Origin of the sequence: Bacillus sp. 220_BSPC (assembly GCF_001054655.1) — a bacterium.
Classification (GTDB): domain Bacteria; phylum Bacillota; class Bacilli; order Bacillales; family DSM-1321; genus Peribacillus; species Peribacillus frigoritolerans.
In genome coordinates this window covers 1-17002 of the sequence record NZ_JVPL01000300.1, presented here as the reverse complement: position 1 = coordinate 17002, position 17002 = coordinate 1, and the positions used below count along the sequence as shown (strand labels likewise).

Genomic DNA, 17002 nt, shown 5'->3' with positions numbered 1-17002 from the left:
CGATTGAGAAAGTTGTTAATCTTGAAGCTGTTGTAGATGCAGCTTACAAAACCAGTACGCCTGATTATGTGTATGATGGAACTTATGATTGTTATTTCTTCCCCCACCGGGTGAGCTTTTAAATCCATTTCCCATCTTATAATCATTCAAAAAGGGTTTCGGAATAAGAGCATTCCGAAACCCTTTTTGTCTACAGTCTGGAGGCATCCGAATGGAGGCCTTCTTTATTTTATAGTCCCTTTTATTCCTTATTTTTTAAAAACGGCCACCAATTCGCGTTTCCAAACGATGCAACCATCACCGGAATAAACAATGGCAAGATGACAAACGCATATAAAGCAAGCCCCACCAATATTAAAGTGGCTATTTCCAAGAGCGATAAAACTCCTGCTGGCATCATGGCAGCAAAGGTTCCGCCCAGTATGACAGCCGCCGAGATGATCACCGTTCCCATTTTTCTCATGGACAGTAACATCGCTTCCTTGACCGGCTTATCTTTCCACTCGTTAAAGCGATCCATCAAGAAAATGCTATAGTCAATGCCCAGAGCAATCAAGATGACGAAGGCAAAGAAAGGAACTGCCCAGCCGATGCCGGCATACCCGAGAATATTAACAAAAATCAATTCTGTAATGGCTGCCGCTGTATAATAAGTCAAAACGAGCGACACTATCAAATAGACAGGCATGATCAAGGATCGCAGCATGAAAAAGAGAATGATTGCAATACCCGACAGCATCAAAACGACCGTCCTTGAGAAATCCTCACCAGACATCATGCCCAAGTCATGATGTGTACTTGTGATTCCCCCTATCGCCACCTGCGCGTTTTCAAGCTTTGTATCTTTCGTTACTCTTTCAACGGTTTCCTCAATCGAATCGATTTGCTCGATTGCTTCATTGGAATAAGGATTCGCCTTGAATACCACATCCATGGTCATGATTTTACCGTCTTCAGATAAATACGCGTTCAAAGCTTCCCCGAATTCTTCGCTTTCCACTACTTCTTTGGGAATGTACATGCCTGTTACCGTTTTATCCGTTTTTGCCAGCCCTGATAAATAACCCTGTGCGGACGATAGTCCATCATGGACTTCATTCAGACCATCAGCACTTTCATTTAAGCCATCAGTCAAATCAGTAAGCTGCCCGCCGAGGCTTGAAAAACCATTTAGGAGTTCTTGCTGCCCATTACTTAAGCTAGTAAGGCCTCCTTTAAATCCTGACAGATTATTTATGACTTCCCCCTGACCATTAGCCATGGTGCTTAGACCCTTTTGTAAAGTGTCAACGCCTGAAACCAATTGGTTCAGGCCCTCCCCAAGAGAATTTTGACCCTTTACGATTTCTTCCATATTTTCATTCGCCGTATTCAAACCGCCGGACACTGAACCAAGATTCCTATTGAGCTCTGAAAGGCCTGCTGCCATGGGCTCCAAGCCACCCTGTGCCCCTTGCACTGTTTGCTTGATCGTTTGATAGGACTGATCAGCCTGTAATTCTGGATGAGTGGATTCCATTTGCTCAAAGGAAGGATTTAAACCGGCAAGGCTTTGTGATACACCCGTAAGGTTAGTTTGAATTTCTTTATATCGACCTGTGAGCTCACTTAACCCATTAGCTGATTGTTTATAGCCTTCGAGAAGCTGTCCGCTTCCGGCGGCGAGCTTATCCAAGTTTGCCTTGACCTCATTCAATCCGTTTTTTATGTCCCCGGTCCCTGAAGACCCATCACGGATGCCTGCTTCAATGCTTGTTAATGCCTTCTCCACCTGACCTACGCCGCTCTTTAATTCATTGGTCCCGGATATGAGCCCCCCTATTCCGTCCGTCGCTTGCTTCAATCGCGGTCCTGAATCGGAAAGCTCACTGCCTGCCGTTTTCAATCCATCGCTTATTTGTTTAATGCCTTCATTTCCTTCCCCGATTCCCTTTTCCAAGGTTTCGGCCTGGTTCGCTACAAATAAATCCTTAATCGGTTCACCTGTCGGGCGGGTCATGGATCGAACTACATCGACTTCATCCACCTTTACTACTTCCTGGCTGATTTTTTCAGCAAGTGCGACGTACTCTTCCGAATCCATGCGTTCGTCATTCTTTATGACAATCTGTGTTGGCATCGATTGTCCCGGTCCGAATTCATCGGAAATGATATTAAATGCCATGATGGAAGGGACATCATCACCCGCTTCTTCAAGGGAGTTATATGAAATCTTCCCATCATATATAAACAAAAAGGGAACACAGACGACTGCAACAATCATCAGCGCCAACAATGGACGGTTCAAGGAGAAGTTACCGAGAATTCCCCATAGTTTACTTTCACTATGCTCAAGTTTCCCTTTTGCCGGCCAGAATAGCTTTTTGCCAAGAACCGCCATGAAAAATGGAACGATCGTATAAAGGGCGATCATTAAAATGAAAACCCCTATGGCAACGGCCGCCGCAGATTGATAGAGCTTAAAAGTGGAAAAGCCAATTGCCGCAAAACCAATCATTACGGTCAGCCCGCTGAAGAAAACAGTCTTACCGGAGGTTCGGTACGTCTCAACGATCGCTTCATGCAAGGACTCCTGTGACGATAGCTCTTCCTTGAAACGACTAAGCAGCAGGATGCAATAATCAGTCCCGATTCCAAATAAAATACCTACCAGGAATATTTGGGTGTAAGATGAAATCGGAAAGTCCCATTTATCCACCAGGAATGAGACGATGGATTGTGAGCATAAATAAGTGAAACCTACCGTTACCAACGGAATGATCGGTGCCACCACTGAACGGAAGACTATCAGCAATACAGCCAGAATGAAGACCACCGTGATGCCTTCAATTTTCTTCAGCCCTTCTTGGGAATTGGCATTAAGATCTTCATCGATCATCCAGCTGCTTGTGTAATAATGCTCGACATCCACTTGCTCCAGCTCTTTATAAAGGGCATCGATCACTTCCTTAGCTTCCCGGTCCCCCTTGACCATCGTGATGGATGTCAAAACCGTTGTTTCGTTCTCCGAGACCAACTGACCTTTTAGCGAGGGCTCTTTAAAATGGGTCATGACCTCTTTGATGCCAAGCTCTGCTTTATTCTTTTCAAGCTTTTGGATCGCTATCTCAATCTCTTTCAATTCCGGGGAAGACAGCTTCTTATCACCATGAAATACGAGAGCCACTTGTGACTCATCCTTATCCTGAATCTCTTTCATTAGCTCATTGGCCATCCCAGAGGAATACTCTGCCGGTACATCCAGCTGGCCCTTATTCCGGACAAGCTCCGCCATATCCGGTGCCGCAAGCAATAAACCTGCCGTAATGGCAACCCACGCGATAATGACCAGCCATCTTCCCTTTATGATCCCCCTCATTTATATTCCTCCCATTCCTCATTCTTCATTTGAATGAAAATTTGTGAAAGCTTCTCATATGTATCAAGGAATTTAACAATCTCTTCATAATCGAATTTCGTCATGATGCTCTCTACCAATTTATGAATCTTATTTTCCGTTTCCTGTAACAACGCTTCCCCCTCTTTGGAAAGCTTCAAATGAAAGACCCTTCGGTCAACCTGGTCCTGTTCCCGTTCTATCAATCCTTTGCCTTCCAGCCTGTTGATGTTGGACGTGACGGCACTCTTATTAATATAAAAGGCATCACTGATTTCCGTCGATGTACACAACCGCTGTTGTTGAATGAACCGTAAAGTATAGTATTGTTCGTTCGTCAGCACATCACAAATCTGATCTTTTATTAAAAGCTCCCCCATCTTATTTACATAGAAAGAAACCTTCATATATCGATCAATCAATCCAGAAACTTTTTCATTAGACATCGTTGCACCTCCCAAAAAGTAGTTCAGTCATTTAACTATATGTAGAGTACTATTGTTTTATTTATCATGTCAATCCCATGATAGTTTATTATTTCCAGTTTAACTTATGGTAAATAAGGGAAAACCCAAAGTAAGCAAACAATCTACTATTCTAAAGGAGGAAATATAAATGACTCAAACAACTATCGAAACTCAAACGAATAGCAAACTTTTAAAAGGGATTTTAATCGGAGGGCTTGTCGGCGGTGCATTGACCTTGCTCGACTCCAACACGAGAAATAAAGTAAAGCGATCTGCCATCCTTTTAAAAGACAACTCCATGAATATGATTGAACAGGTCAAGGAAAATCCCGGCGAAATGAAGGAACAGATGGTATCAGGAGTCAAAGGGGCAACGGAGACGATTAAAGAGGCAATCAATGACGTTGAAACACTATATGAAACCGTCAATGAAGACGTGGTGGGTAAAGTATCCGAAGTAAAGGATATCTCCACTGATGCCCTTGGTACAGCGAAGGACGCAACAAGTGAATTAAAAGACATCAGTTCAAAAGTGGTCGTTGCCGGTAAACAGCTGAAGGAAACGCCAGCATTGAAATCCGATAATGTTAAAGATGAAAAAGAGAGTGATGAAATCGTTAAAAAATCAGGATTATCCAATCAAAAGTCCATCTCATCCAACTTCTAATATATAAAAAAGCTGAGGCATTATGCCTCAGCTTTTATTATGGCTTGTACAATTTGGATGTTGATTTCCACTCCAGGCACTCGCTTTCCGCGGGCGGTCGTGGAGCCTCCTCGGCTTGGGCCTGCGGAGTCTCCCCTAGACGCGCTTTCCCCGCAGGAGTCTCGTACCTTCCGCTCCAATCAACTCTGTATAAAATTTAGACAGAACCATACCTATGGAGTTGAAGGTGTTGCTTTGGGCCAATTGGATTGGGGACATCATTCGATGAAAGGTACACCATTACCCTTTTGTTTTTTCATATATCCTTCACTTGATACCTTAGTTAGAGTCTTCCAATTTATTCGTTATATCATGGTCTTTTTTCACTTCGGCTAACCAAACTGGATATTCCTCTTGTAATCTTTCAGAAAGAAGCGTTTCTTTAATTACTTCTTTACTGTCTTCTAAATTAGCTTTTTTTGCTTCCTTCTTACCGGTTACTTTTATGATATGGTACCCATATTCGGTTTTGACTGGATCACTGACTTTATTTTTATCAAGATTAAAGGCAACATCTTCAAACTCTTCCACCATATCGCCTTCCCCAAAATACCCTAGGCTTCCACCGTTATCCGCCGTTTCAGTATCAGTGGAATATTCAGCTGCCAACTTAGCGAAATCACCGCCTGCTGCAAGTTCTTTCGCAACCTTTTTAGCCGTTTTTTCGTCTTCGACTAAAATATGACTAGCTTCCACTTGTTCCGCTTGAGCAAATGTATCTTTATTATCTTCAAAATACGTACTGATTTCATCGTCCGTCACGGTAATTCTCGGTTCGACCAGTTTTTTCGTTTGCAGGTAAACCACGATGTCCTTTTTTAAGGCATCCATTGAAGAACCACTTGCTTCCAATTGTTCTTTTAACGACTTTTCATCACCATAGGACTCAACCATAACATCGATTTCTTTCTGGATTTCTTCATCCTTAATTTTGATTCCTGCTTTTTCCGCTTCCAATTCCACCAATTTATTCGTAATTAACAGGTCTAAAGTATCTGCTCCGTATCCCGCAACAAGCGCGTCATACAGCTCATCCTCATTGATTTTCTCGCCATCGATACTCGCAATTGTCTTATCCATGGACGAAATCATCGCAAATGCCATGATCCCGGCAATGATTAAAATGCTCCCTGCCCAAATATATGCCTTCGTGCTTTTTAATAGTTTCATGAATAATCTCCCTTAAGTTTTCTATTATGATAGCTTGGAAATATTAATTAATCCTTAAGATTTTAACTCAACCTTCAGTATGCACTAACTCAATCATTATACTAACATACTTATATCCCAACAGATATTTTAGAGTATCTCATTCTGCTACAGATTTTACATTTAAATTTTGGTTGATCATTATAAAAAACGGTATTATACCGTTATATCAACTTTTGATATATAGGTAACAGAGTGTAATTCGGCCTTTACTCGTGAGTTTCGAGCAAACGAAAAAGCATGGTGTACGGAGGGAATTCCTACACCATGCTTTATTTATTTTGTTATTTACGATGCATCTTGAATTCAAGGAAGAGTTCATTGTAACGGGCCAAGTTTTTCTTCCCAAGGTTTTCGTACACTTCCAGTTTCTTCGTGAGTTCAGGTGATGGATAGAACCGTTCATCTTTCACCACTTCTTCAGGCATATATTTAAGTGCTTCTTTATTAGGTGTCGAGTAACTTACATATTCAGCATTTTGAGCTGCAACTTTCGGGTCCAGCATGAAGTTGATGAACTGGTGGGCCGCATCTACATTTTTCGTTGTTTTCGGGATGACCATATTATCAAACCATAAATTGGACCCCTCTTTTGGAACAACGTATTCGAGATCTTCATTTTCAGCCATGATTTCAGAAGCAACTCCCGACCAAACAAGGCCAATCGCCGCCTCCTGGGCTTCCAATAGCATGCGGCTTTCATCTCCCACTATCGCTTTAATATTCGGGGTGAGGTCATCAAGTTTGGTTTTTGCCTCTTGAAGGTGTTCTTCATCTGTATCATTCAATGAATAATTCAAAGAGTTCAGACCCATGCCCATCACTTCTCTAGCGCCATCCGTCAAAAGGATTTCATTTTTTAAATCTTTATCCCATAAATCCGCCCAGGCCGTTATTTCTTTGCCACCGAGCATCTCGGAATTGTAAACAATTCCAACCGTTCCCCAGAAGTACGGGACGGAATATTTATTCTCCGGATCGAATGGCAGATCGATGAATCGCTCATCGATATTTTTCAAATTCGGAAGCTTGGAATGATCCAAGGGAACCAGCAAGTCTTCTTGCCTCATCTTATCGATCATATACTCAGACGGAATGGCAATATCATAAGTGGTACCGCCCTGTTCAATTTTAGTCATCATGGCCTCATTCGAATCGAACGTCTCATAAATGACCTTTATACCTGTTTCTTCTTCAAAACGATCGATTAGATCCGTATCGATGTAATCGCCCCAATTATAGATGGTAAGCGTATTGCTGCTCGTAAATCCCTGCGCTGAATTCAATCTTGAAATCGCATAAAGCAGCAAAGCGGATACGAGGGAAATGAGCAAAAACATTTGGAGAAGCCTTTTCATCGTTTCCCCCCCATTCCCGTTTGCCTAACACGTTGAGTTATAAAGTAATAGACGACAACCAACAGCAGTGTCACGACGAACAGCAGTGTCGATAGTGCATTGATATTCAATGATATTCCACGGCGGGCCAATGAATAGATTTCCACGGAAAGAGTGGAGAAACCATTACCGGTCACAAAGAACGTTACCGCAAAATCATCAAGTGAATAAGTCAATGCCATAAAAAAACCAGCAAAGATACCTGGCAAGATGTATGGAAGGATGACCTTCGTCAATACATCCCACCGGCTTGCCCCTAAATCCCGGGCCGCATCAATTAAAGTAGGGCTCATTTCCTGAAGTTTCGGAAGGACCAGCAGCACAACGATCGGGATACTGAAGGCGATATGTGACAACAGTACCGAGTAGAATCCAAGCTTGATCCCGGCCATTGTGAATAATATCAGGAAGGAAGCACCGATGATCACATCGGGACTGACAATCAATACATTATTCAATGACAATACCGTATTCTTAGCTTTACTGCTCGTAAAGGAGCGAATTCCAATTGCCCCTATCACCCCGATGATCGTTGCGATCAGTGCAGATAATAAAGCTATCACAAGTGTATTCAATACAATGATCAACAGCCTCGTATCTTGGAACAGCTCCTTGTACCACTCCATCGTGAACCCTTTAAAGTCATACATCGTTCCACCGCTGTTAAAAGAGTAAAAGACTAAAAAGAAAATCGGTGCATAGAGAATGAGAAAAATCAAAACGAGAAACGCTTTTGATATTGGTGATAATTTATTGCCCAATTTACACACCCTGCTTTCGGTTACCCGTTACAAACATAATCAGGAACATTATAATAATCAAAAATACCGCGATCGTGGAACCCATTCCCCAATCCTGTGTTACAAGGAAGTGCTGCTCGATAGCCGTACCAAGCGTAATGACTCGGTTACCGGCAATCAATCTTGTAAGCATGAACAATGAAAGTGCCGGGATGAAGACTACTTGGCATCCCGTCTTTACCCCATCTAACGTCAACGGAAAAATGACACGGCGGAATGTCATCCATCGGGACGCTCCCAAGTCATTGGCCGCATCCAAAAGGGTTGGATTCATTTCATCAAGCGCATTGAATATCGGTAAAATCATAAACGGTATGAAAATATAAACCGAGACGAATATGAAGCTGAAATCCGTAAAGAGAATCTGCTGCTTTCCGATTCCTACTGCCTCCAGAAAACCATTCGCCACACCATACGTGCCAAAAATTCCAATGAAGGCATAAGCCTTCAAAAGTAAATTGATCCAGGAAGGCACGATAATCAGCAAAAGCCACAACTGCTTATGCTTGGTTTTCGTTAACAAATAGGCTGTCGGGTAAGCGACTAAAAGGGATATTACCGTAATCAGGAATGCATACCAAAATGAGCTTAATGTCATTTTTAAATATACTGGCGTAAAGAACTTTTGATAGTTAATCAATGATAAATTGCCTTCAATGTCAAAGAAGGAATAGTAAAGGATTAACAAAATGGGTGCGATCACGAATAAAGCAATCCATAAGACATAGGGTATGAAGTAAATATTACGGGATATTTTATTCTTCATGACTTTCCCCGTCATGATACGCTTCCAGTCGCTTATCGAATTCTTCTTCAGTTTCACCCAATCGCATGACATGGATCGATTCCGGTTCGAAATAAAGACCTATTTCATCTCCGACTGCCACTTTTTTCGTTGATTGGACAAGCCATTCATTTCCATCATGGTCATAACAGCTGATTTCATAATGAACACCGCGAAATAGCTGGGAGTCCACCCGAACTTGCAGTTTTCCGCGATCGACGGAAGTAATCTCCAAATCTTCCGGGCGGATGACAATATCGACAGCTTCATTACTGTTCAATCCTTGGTCAACACACTCGAACTGTCTGCCGACGAATTCCACGAGGTAATCTTCAATCATTTTTCCTTTTACAATATTGGACTCACCGATGAAATCGGCAACGAATCGATTCAGCGGTTCATCATAAATATCCGTAGGGGTCCCGCTTTGCTGGATTTTCCCTTTGTTAAGGACAAAAATCTCATCTGACATCGCTAATGCTTCCTCTTGGTCATGAGTGACGAAGATAAACGTGATTCCCAGCCTCTGTTGCAGCTCCCGCAATTCATATTGCATTTCTGTACGCAATTTCAAATCGAGGGCAGATAGCGGTTCATCCAGGAGGATGACTTCTGGTTCATTAACAATAGCCCTCGCAATCGCTACCCGTTGCCGCTGACCGCCTGACATTTCCCTGATCTCCCGTTTTTCATACCCCTCCAAATTAACAAAGCTGAGGGCTTCCTTCACCTTGATTTCCACTTCCGAATTCTTCATTTTTTTGATCCGAAGACCAAATGCTACATTTTCAAACACATTTAAATGCGGAAACAGTGCATAATCTTGAAATACCGTATTCACTTGCCTTTTATTGGCTGGCACATCATTGATCTTTTTCCCTTCAAAGTAAATATCACCTTTGGAAGCTTCCGTAAATCCGGCAATCAAACGAAGGATCGTGGTCTTTCCACACCCGGAAGGACCCAATAGCGTATAGAACTTCCCTCTCTCGATTTCAAAACTAACATTATCGAGAACCACCGTTTCATCATCAAATTGCTTCGTAACCTGATCGAAGCGTATTATATTCCCATTTGCCATAGCTTCTTCCCTCTCTCCATTCCCTTACTCATCAATCTTCAACGATTGCATTTTTTTGAATTCTATAAGTATGATTCCGTCACCACGAGTAATAACTCGGACGGACCTTCAAAATCATTGATGATTTGATGTTCATCTGAAGCATGAAAATAAATCGATTCCCCTGCCTTGACGAAATACGTATGTGTACCCAGCTTTACAATGACTCTTCCGCTTAATACATAACCAAATGTTTCCGACAAGGATGGTTCAAATTGTTTGAACTCCCCTTTTTCCTGGAGAGTCAGGCGAATAGGTTCCATTTCCTTTTCATTCGATTCAGGCACGAGCCACTGAATTTGGTATCCCCGTTCTTCATCGATGAAAAATGTTTGTGCTTCTTCTTTATACACTACTTTTTGGACTTGATCCTCATCATCGAAGAACTGTTTCGGCTTGCAGCCGAGTACTTCTAAAATATTGAAAAGAGTTTCAATCGAAGGGGAACTAAGATCCCTTTCCAACTGTGAAATATATCCTTTGCTTAAATCCGTTCTTTCGCCCAATTCTTCCTGGGTCAATCCTTTTTTCAAGCGAAGGTTCTTTATTTTTTTTCCAATTTGCATTCCATAACCCTCAATCGGTTTACTTATAGTAAACACACAGTAGATAAAGTTTTATATAAGTAAACTTTCAGTTTAATTTTACGAATATCATTATACAGGAAATGCCGGAAACTTCAAACGGAATTTCCGGCATTCATTAAAAAAGGACTGCCGCCTGGCAGTCCCCTTTTTACAACTTCAGACATATCTCTTGCGCTTTCTTTTCCCCATCAGCAATACAATCCGGGATTCCGACTCCATTGTATGAACAGCCCGCAAGTAAAACATTCGGATAATTCTCGGAGATTTTCGCCTCCAGTGATTGAACGATTTGAGGATGTTTAATATGGTAGTTCGGCATATTTTCATGCCATTTCGTCACTTCACTTGTAATTGGATTCCCAGAAATGCTTAGACTGTTCATAATGTCGTGTAAAGCCACAGAGATCAATTCCTGTTTTGCAAGGGACTGTAATCGTTCATAGTCCGGACTAGAGCTTTTATAAAAAAGCCTTACCAAAAGCTGACTGTTTTCAGAAGTATGCTCCCATTTCCGGCTTGTCCAGGTGCATGCATTACAGATCAAATCACTATTATCGCCTGCAATGAAACCTGTCCCGTCTTTAGGAAGCATGCTGTCCGGGATATCGAATCCAAGATAAACGCTAATCATCGAACTATTGATCAAGCCGTCGAAATCTTCATCCAACTCCCGATCCCCCAATAATTTCTGGGCAATTGTATGCGGTGTACTCAATACGATAAAGTCCGTTTCCAGCGTTTCACCGTTTGCCAATGTAATGATGTACGCCTCATCATTTCTTCCGATTTCATCTACACTGACCCCTTTTAATATCTCGACCATATCGAGGCTTTCCTCTATTCTTTCCACCAATGTTGATAAGCCATTTTTAAACGAAAGGAACTTCTTATTCCCCTTGCTTTTATATTTCTGCTTATTTTCCGATAGGCCTCGTATTATACTGCCATATTCGTTTTTATAATCCAGCATCTCCGGCAGTGTTTTGGCAATGGTCAATTCATTTAATTTTCCTGAGTAAACACCTGATAGGACTGGCGATATCTGCTTTTGCACCAATTCCTTGCCTAAGAAACTTTCAAGAAATAAACCGATGGAGTCATTCTTCGTAAATGTCTCATTTTTTGTGTAGAAATCCTTTAAGGCGTCGACCTTACCTTGGGCGGAAACCAGATCACTTTTGGCCAGTGACTCCAGGCTCATTGGTATTCCGAATAGGGCATCTTCGGGGATTCCCTTCAGCATCCCATCAGTATGGATGAATGATTTTCCCGTCGCATTATAGACGACTTGATCCTCCAGGTTCAATTCTTTAAGAAATGGCTGTATATTCTGTTTCCTGGCAACGATCGAATCGGCACCCGCTTCAATTTTAAAAGGACCATCGTGCACAGTCCTTATTTTACCGCCTAGTTCCTCATTTCCTTCTATTAATATTAATCGTACGGAGAGACTCCTCGCTTTAACTGCCTTTTGTAAATAAAACATGGTTGATAAACCGGTAATGCCTCCACCTACGACTACGACTGTTTTCATTAGGACTACACCTCGATTAAGATTTTGCAATAAGTAAAGTGTACCATAAGGCAGCAGCTTTATTAAAAGCAGCCCTTCTAAAATCATCGGATACATAACGAAACCTGTAACAAATTGGACAAAAAAGACCTCCCCTTTTGGAAAAGTCCATTAGCCAATTTTATTTGTTATTCCTCCCCTTATTCGATATCCTTGTTCACCATATCCAATCTATATTCCATTATCTCCATCAACCCGCTTCTGCCTTCCTTCTGAATGCCTGTATCCTGAAACCCCGATTTCGCATAAAGCGTTTTTGCGTTCACGTTCATGACGTCCACTGCCAGAATGATCGAATCCTTGTTTGGAAAAATCCCTTTTGCGAATTCCGGAAGGCTTTGCAAGGCTTTCTTTCCAATCCCTTTTCCCTGATGTTTTTGATCAACAAGGAATCCCCGGAGTAATATCGCTTTTTTATCGCTGGTGAAAGGGGGGATGTTTTCGCCAATGTGTAAAACGAAAAAGCCAACTGGGATACCCTTAGCCAATATTACGACTGGGTGCCTGTCGCAATCTTCCCGGCAATATTTCAGTGACTCATCCGGCAGAGCTGAAAAAGGGGTTTGTGTATTCGGTAAATAAAACTGGGAAAGCTGGTTAAGGTGTTCCGGTAAATAAGGCATTAAAGTTATGGTCTCGATTTCCTTTTCCATTAAGCACACTCTCTTTCATCAATTATTGGATACAATAATGATTCGATGCCCCGTCGGATATTCCCTTTCCAAACCGGAAGGAGCACTGTCGAATATATCGACAGTGCTCCTTCTGTATAATCAATGGGTATTTTCATTGATAGTCAGTGCTTCTCGTAAATTTATTTGCTGGCGGAGTATGTTGGCAACATCACGGGAGATTTGTCGTTTTTCAAACATATCCTGCACTTCGTCCCTTTCTGCCTGGATCGCTTTATAGAACAGCTCTCTTTCATACTCGGCCATTTTACTCGGGGTACGGCCTCTGTTCTCACGCTTGCATTTTAAAATTAACACTTTATACTCGTCTATGATCATCGAGGATGTCTTATGATTATCGGCTGTAATTCCGGCCTGTATCTCTTGGATGGCGGCTTTATACATCCTGATTTTAAGATCCCTGACCTTTTCCAATCTCTTAAGATTGATTTTTCTTATTTCACTTTTATTAGGGAAAAATAATTTTAAAACCCTCAGCATACTTCTCCTGAACAGCGTTACAGACCTAAAAAAACGGAACTTCAGTCGATTTGTTACGGCACCTTCCATACGCTGGATGTATTCCTTGCATATATACGCCGTCTCCCGGTCCACTTTTTCATCCTTAATGAGTTTATCCAGGAATCTTTGCTCTGCTTCAAGGGCCTTGAAGCGAAGATCCTTCTCTTCTTCCCTTAATGCAGCCGGTTCTTTCTCCTGTTCTACATAGGACAGTTCATTGATCTTGGTACAATACCTGGAAATGATCGACAAAGCCGCTTCCCGGTTTTCATCTGTCATTTGGGACTCAATCACCCGAATAGCGGCTTGATGTGATTGGATGGCAGCAGCTTTCGTTTTGTCAGCCTGCTTATCCACCACTTCCTCTTCTTCCGATCGTGCCACGATTGGCAGAAATACACTCGCAACAATCAGTGTCAGCAATATGACACCTGCTGCAATGAAAATGATTAACGAACGCTCAGGAAAAGGACTTCCATCTGCCAACACATATGGAATCGAGAACGAACCCGCTAACGTTACAGCTCCGCGAACACCGGAAATGGTAATGATCCCGGCCGCTTTGAAGTCCGGTTTTTGGGCTCCAGCTTTTTTCGTCATCCAGCCAATCGACCAGGCAGCCGTAAGCCAAATGAATCGTAAAGCGAAAAGGAAAAGTGTAATGATCACGATATAAAGGATCACTTTTCCATTATTGAAGGCTGGATCTTGAAAGATCGTTTTCGCAACGCTTGGGATTTGCAAGCCAAGCAAAACGAATACAAGACCATTCAATACATATAAAATGACGGACCAGGTACTCTTTGAAACGACTTGAAGTTCCACTGTTGGTGAAATTTCCCGATCTCGTTCAATGGCATGGACAATTCCCCCAGCCACGACTGCCAAAATCCCAGAAAGGTGGAAATGTTCCACAGCGAGGAAAATAATAAAAGGAGTCAGGATTTGGATAAGCATATGCATCGTGACATCTTCCATCCCTAAACGGCGAAGAAATACGCGAAGCCTGATAATGATGAAAGCTAGTACCGCTCCACCTACAAACCCACCAATTGCAATCCATATGAAACTGAAGGTTGCGTCGACTAAGGAGAAAACACCTGTGACTGTAGCTGCAACGGCAAACTTAAAGGCAACTAAACCTGAGGCATCATTCATCAGCCCTTCGCCTTCGAGAAGGTGCATGATGCTCTTCGGCAATTTGACCCGACTCGCCAAAGCGCTTACTGCCACTACATCCGTAGGTGACAAAATGGCCGCCAAAGCGAACGCTGCCGGCAATGGGATCGAAGGGATCATCCAATTAATTAAATATCCGCCTGCCCAAACCGTTATGAATACGAGGCCCAGTGCAAGCATCAGAATGGGCGCTCTCAACTTCCACAGTGCTGTTCGGGGTACATTTTTGCCATCATTGAACAATAGGGGTGCGATGAATAATAGCAAAAATAATTCCGTCTCCATCTCAACATGCATACCCAGGGGTAAAAGTGCCAATATGACACCGAGTGCTATTTGTATTAATGGTACAGGTATAAAGGGTATAAAATGGTTAATTACATTAGACACTCCAATCAATATAAGAAGCGCTAATATAACAAGAAAAAACTCCATACAAACATCTAACTTCCTCTCTCATCTATAATCATAACTATAAGCGTAACATATTTATACCCAGTCAATCATGCATTAACTATTCTAACCTGGAATCACTCTGAATAATGATACCTTTTATCAAAAGCGAAGGAGCTTACGATGAACACCCGCAAAGAAAAAAGCTGATTGGCTAAACCATGATCAGCTTTTCCACATGATGAATGAAATGGGGACTAAGCGACTCATTTAGTTCCCGGGACGAATAGACGAAGATGTTTATGCAGTACATTTGCCTGGAAAGGAAGAAGAATGCCTTCATCGCCATCGATATTGACTGCAAGTTCCTCTGACGTGCTTAAATGGAGCTTGGATGTTTTAATATATTCAACTTCGTCATTCCCCATGATCTCCCCCCTGATCAAACTGGGAATGATCTTGACGATGAGAGGAAGAGATAAATCCTTAATGATGAATGTGTGCAGCTTTCCATCATTCACTTCCGCCTCTGGTGCAAGTTGTTCAAAACCGCCGACAGAGTTAGTCATGGTTGCAATTAGTAAATGAGCCTCCCCCATCCACTTCCCGTGATCATGTTCAACCGTTAAAGGAAACGGAGTCTTTTTAATGATCGCTTTTGCTCCTTCAATGAAATAGGCAAAAGACCCAAGACGGGTTTTTTGTTCAACGGTAACATTATAGGTGGCCTCCGCGATTGCCCCTACCGCCAGCACATTCATGAAGTAACGGTCATTGATCTTCCCTATGTCCGATTCCTTAATATGCATATCCTTCAATATCTCGATGGCTGCATTGGGATTCAGTGGTATTCCCAAAGACCTGGCGAAATCATTGATGGTTCCTAGTGGAATGATCCCGAAGATAGGCCGATGCTGCTGCTCGCCCAAGCCATTCACTATCTCGTTCACCGTTCCATCACCACCCATGGAAATGACAGCATCGAATCTATCTGCACAGGCCTCCTTTGCAAAACCCGTCGCATCCCCCTCTCCTCCCGTTTTACGAACGCATACCTCATCAAAAAGTTCCCCTAGTGCCTTTTCCGCTTTCGGCAAAATCTTCCCTGCCTTTTCCTTGCCTGAAGATGGATTGACGATAATCATCGCTTTCGACATATGCTACCTCCCATTATTGTACTTCTACTAGCAAGTTACCTCTTTACTGAAGTATTAAAACCATACTGACAGGAACTTACATATAATCGCTGCCGTTTGGATTTGGCTGACACTTTAGAACAAGCTCTTTTATATTACATCGACTGTGAAACAGGCATTCAATAATCACTCAACTTCCTGTTTCCCATCTGTTATATTAATGCCCCACTCAACACATTGAAAATTGTTTGTCCGTTTCACTCCCTGATTGTTTTTTCGTTTTATAAAAAGCATTATTTCTTTCATTTCCTACTTGCCGCGGAGAAAAATAAAAATATATATAGATGATAAATCCCTTTCCAATAGGTTTTTCACACTACGGGTGAAAAAAATTTCAAATTTTCTGTAAAATACCTATACATTTTCCAGATTCGGGTATATACTGTATTATAACAACAAGCAAACAATAAAAACTGTACTATAAAGAGGGGGAGCGAGACATGCAAGCAAATCAATCAGATTTACTCATAATCGATTCATTTAAACATTGCCCGGAATGTGGTGAAACACAGGTGGACCATTCAAATTCCTATCTGATGGAATGCGATCGCTGCCTTTCCAAACGTGAAGAATAAAGCGACCGGAAAATATATCTAACATTAAAAGGAGGAAATCATCATGCAAATGAAAAAATCCATTGAGTTTTTTAACAATATCCCTGCTAAACATTGCCCTGAGTGCGGTGACCATATTATCGAGCATGCTGAATCCTACTTAATGGAATGTGACCGCTGCCTTTCCAGACGCGAAGACTGATTAAACCAAAATCAAAAAGGAGGAACCATCATGCAAACTATAAATCCACTGGAATTCTTCAGGACACTGCCGCCTAAACAATGTACGGAGTGCGGAACCCATATCGCTGAACAAGCTGAATCTTACTTGATGGAATGTGACCACTGCCTTTCCAAACGCGAAGACTGATTAAAACCAAATCATAAGGAGGAATCATCATGCAAACCAAAAATCCACTGGAATTCTTCAGGACACTGCCGCCTAAACAATGTACGGAATGCGGGACC

17 protein-coding genes are annotated in these 17002 nt (G+C 42.1%); 5 read left to right on the top strand and 12 right to left on the bottom strand.

The features are described from left to right. Positions 1-241: 241 nt before the first annotated feature. Positions 242-3358: an MMPL family transporter gene (locus ADA55_RS24985; RefSeq protein WP_048688732.1), complete on the bottom strand. Its 3117-nt coding sequence runs from the start codon at positions 3356-3358 to the stop codon at positions 242-244. After that, positions 3355-3822 carry a MarR family winged helix-turn-helix transcriptional regulator gene (locus tag ADA55_RS24980; protein ID WP_048688729.1) on the bottom strand — a complete coding sequence of 156 codons (468 nt, stop codon included), beginning with the start codon at positions 3820-3822 and terminating at the stop codon, positions 3355-3357. Before ADA55_RS24980 ends, ADA55_RS24985 begins: the two co-directional genes overlap by 4 nt. Positions 3823-3991: 169 nt before the next feature. Between ADA55_RS24980 and ADA55_RS24975 the strand changes: the two genes are divergently transcribed. Continuing rightward, the gene (locus ADA55_RS24975) at positions 3992-4510 is read left to right on the top strand and encodes a hypothetical protein (protein ID WP_053087466.1); all 519 of its coding nucleotides are present in this window, start codon (positions 3992-3994) and stop codon (positions 4508-4510) included. Positions 4511-4828: 318 nt separating this feature from the next. On the opposite strand, the gene ADA55_RS24970 is transcribed toward ADA55_RS24975, so the two are convergent. From ADA55_RS24970 to ADA55_RS24925, 10 genes are all read right to left on the bottom strand, one after another. Further along, on the bottom strand, positions 4829-5719 hold the full coding sequence (locus ADA55_RS24970) for a peptidylprolyl isomerase (protein ID WP_053087465.1): 891 nt from the start codon (positions 5717-5719) through the stop codon (positions 4829-4831). A 323-nt stretch (positions 5720-6042) separates the two neighbouring features. After that, positions 6043-7116, bottom strand: coding sequence for an ABC transporter substrate-binding protein (locus tag ADA55_RS24965; protein ID WP_048688726.1), 1074 nt, complete (start codon positions 7114-7116; stop codon positions 6043-6045). Next, the gene (locus ADA55_RS24960; protein WP_034304873.1) at positions 7113-7916 is read right to left on the bottom strand and encodes an ABC transporter permease; all 804 of its coding nucleotides are present in this window, start codon (positions 7914-7916) and stop codon (positions 7113-7115) included. Before ADA55_RS24960 ends, ADA55_RS24965 begins: the two co-directional genes overlap by 4 nt. Before the next feature lies 1 nt (position 7917). Next, positions 7918-8721: an ABC transporter permease gene (locus ADA55_RS24955; protein ID WP_048688824.1), complete on the bottom strand. Its 804-nt coding sequence runs from the start codon at positions 8719-8721 to the stop codon at positions 7918-7920. After that, entirely contained in the window at positions 8711-9820 is a 1110-nt protein-coding gene (locus tag ADA55_RS24950; RefSeq protein ID WP_034304875.1) for an ABC transporter ATP-binding protein, read from the bottom strand. The genes ADA55_RS24955 and ADA55_RS24950 overlap by 11 nt, the downstream gene beginning before the upstream one ends. 62 nt (positions 9821-9882) lie before the next feature. Continuing rightward, complete coding sequence (locus tag ADA55_RS24945; protein WP_048688723.1) at positions 9883-10425, bottom strand: helix-turn-helix domain-containing protein; 543 nt, start codon at positions 10423-10425, stop codon at positions 9883-9885. A gap of 169 nt (positions 10426-10594) precedes the next feature. Next, complete coding sequence (locus ADA55_RS24940; RefSeq protein WP_048688820.1) at positions 10595-11980, bottom strand: protoporphyrinogen oxidase; 1386 nt, start codon at positions 11978-11980, stop codon at positions 10595-10597. Positions 11981-12159: 179 nt separating this feature from the next. Beyond that, complete coding sequence (locus ADA55_RS24935; protein ID WP_053087464.1) at positions 12160-12672, bottom strand: GNAT family N-acetyltransferase; 513 nt, start codon at positions 12670-12672, stop codon at positions 12160-12162. A 120-nt stretch (positions 12673-12792) separates the two neighbouring features. After that, the gene (locus ADA55_RS24930) at positions 12793-14826 is read right to left on the bottom strand and encodes a Na+/H+ antiporter (RefSeq protein ID WP_048688720.1); all 2034 of its coding nucleotides are present in this window, start codon (positions 14824-14826) and stop codon (positions 12793-12795) included. Positions 14827-15050: 224 nt separating this feature from the next. Further along, positions 15051-15941, bottom strand: a complete 891-nt coding sequence (locus ADA55_RS24925) for a diacylglycerol/lipid kinase family protein (protein ID WP_048688717.1) — start codon at positions 15939-15941, stop codon at positions 15051-15053. 479 nt (positions 15942-16420) lie between these two features. Here ADA55_RS24925 and ADA55_RS31115 point away from each other — a divergent pair, with 479 nt between their 5' ends. The 4 genes from ADA55_RS31115 to yhfH (ADA55_RS31565) all read left to right on the top strand — a co-directional run. Further along, positions 16421-16555, top strand: a complete 135-nt coding sequence (locus tag ADA55_RS31115; RefSeq protein WP_260088880.1) for a hypothetical protein — start codon at positions 16421-16423, stop codon at positions 16553-16555. Between the two features lie 43 nt (positions 16556-16598). Beyond that, on the top strand, positions 16599-16736 hold the full coding sequence (gene yhfH, locus ADA55_RS28965) for a protein YhfH (protein ID WP_082162914.1): 138 nt from the start codon (positions 16599-16601) through the stop codon (positions 16734-16736). 30 nt (positions 16737-16766) lie between these two features. Further along, entirely contained in the window at positions 16767-16904 is a 138-nt protein-coding gene (yhfH, locus tag ADA55_RS28960) for a protein YhfH (RefSeq protein ID WP_072274042.1), read from the top strand. 29 nt (positions 16905-16933) lie between these two features. After that, a partial coding sequence (gene yhfH, locus ADA55_RS31565) for a protein YhfH (protein WP_153246174.1) occupies positions 16934-17002 on the top strand: 69 nt, incomplete at its 3' end.

Coding starts and splice junctions, on each gene's coding strand:
- ADA55_RS24985 (WP_048688732.1), bottom strand. CDS start 3,358: ATGAGGGGGATCATAAAGGGAAGATGGCTGGTCATTATCGCGTGGGTT.
- ADA55_RS24980 (WP_048688729.1), bottom strand. CDS start 3,822: ATGTCTAATGAAAAAGTTTCTGGATTGATTGATCGATATATGAAGGTT.
- ADA55_RS24975 (WP_053087466.1), top strand. CDS start 3,992: ATGACTCAAACAACTATCGAAACTCAAACGAATAGCAAACTTTTAAAA.
- ADA55_RS24970 (WP_053087465.1), bottom strand. CDS start 5,719: ATGAAACTATTAAAAAGCACGAAGGCATATATTTGGGCAGGGAGCATT.
- ADA55_RS24965 (WP_048688726.1), bottom strand. CDS start 7,116: ATGAAAAGGCTTCTCCAAATGTTTTTGCTCATTTCCCTCGTATCCGCT.
- ADA55_RS24955 (WP_048688824.1), bottom strand. CDS start 8,721: ATGAAGAATAAAATATCCCGTAATATTTACTTCATACCCTATGTCTTA.
- ADA55_RS24950 (WP_034304875.1), bottom strand. CDS start 9,820: ATGGCAAATGGGAATATAATACGCTTCGATCAGGTTACGAAGCAATTT.
- ADA55_RS24945 (WP_048688723.1), bottom strand. CDS start 10,425: ATGCAAATTGGAAAAAAAATAAAGAACCTTCGCTTGAAAAAAGGATTG.
- ADA55_RS24940 (WP_048688820.1), bottom strand. CDS start 11,980: ATGAAAACAGTCGTAGTCGTAGGTGGAGGCATTACCGGTTTATCAACC.
- ADA55_RS24935 (WP_053087464.1), bottom strand. CDS start 12,672: ATGGAAAAGGAAATCGAGACCATAACTTTAATGCCTTATTTACCGGAA.
- ADA55_RS24930 (WP_048688720.1), bottom strand. CDS start 14,826: ATGGAGTTTTTTCTTGTTATATTAGCGCTTCTTATATTGATTGGAGTG.
- ADA55_RS24925 (WP_048688717.1), bottom strand. CDS start 15,941: ATGTCGAAAGCGATGATTATCGTCAATCCATCTTCAGGCAAGGAAAAG.
- ADA55_RS31115 (WP_260088880.1), top strand. CDS start 16,421: ATGCAAGCAAATCAATCAGATTTACTCATAATCGATTCATTTAAACAT.
- yhfH (WP_082162914.1), top strand. CDS start 16,599: ATGCAAATGAAAAAATCCATTGAGTTTTTTAACAATATCCCTGCTAAA.
- yhfH (WP_072274042.1), top strand. CDS start 16,767: ATGCAAACTATAAATCCACTGGAATTCTTCAGGACACTGCCGCCTAAA.